The 458-nt window shown below is 79.3% G+C and carries 1 protein-coding gene; it reads left to right on the forward strand.

All coding sequences use genetic code 11. The features are described 5' to 3' along the window. Positions 1–85 precede the first annotated feature (85 nt). Positions 86–316: a hypothetical protein gene (locus tag VR44_RS13060; protein ID WP_045947633.1), complete on the forward strand. Its 231-nt coding sequence runs from the start codon at positions 86–88 to the stop codon at positions 314–316. The last annotated feature ends 142 nt before the right edge of the window (positions 317–458 follow it).

Below are 458 nucleotides of genomic sequence, written 5' to 3' on the forward strand. Positions count from 1 at the left end.
GCTGAGGACCGGTTTGGGAGCCCGGCGCCCGGGCAGCCGCCGAACGAGGGGGGCGGCGGCCCGGGGGGCGGGAGGAGGACCTGTCATGGACGAGCAAGGCGGCGCCGGAGGCGTCCCGCTCCACGGCGACGACGACCCGCAGCGGCAGCGCAAACCCCACCCGGAGCGGTCCGCGTCCGGGCCTTCCCGGCCGGCGGAGGCACCCGGCCCGGTCCGGCGCGAGGACACGGACGAGGCCAGCCGCCTCGACCGCCCCGCGCCCCCGGACCCCGAGCCGCCGCCCAGGCGCGGAGGCCACGGCGGAGGTCACGGCTAGGGGGCGACGGGCCCGGAGCGGCGGGTCAGAGCTCGGTGACCTTGCCGGCCGCGACCTCCAGGCGGCGGGTCACGTGCACCGCGTCCAGCATGCGGCGGTCGTGCGTGACCAGCAGCAGGGTGCCCTCGTAGGCCTCCAGGGC

The sequence above is a fragment of the Streptomyces katrae genome, from assembly GCF_000966975.1.
Taxonomy (GTDB): domain Bacteria; phylum Actinomycetota; class Actinomycetes; order Streptomycetales; family Streptomycetaceae; genus Streptomyces; species Streptomyces katrae.

What these genes read in the sequence shown, in the direction of transcription:
- VR44_RS13060 (WP_045947633.1), top strand. Translation starts at nt 86, where the DNA reads ATGGACGAGCAAGGCGGCGCCGGAGGCGTCCCGCTCCACGGCGACGAC.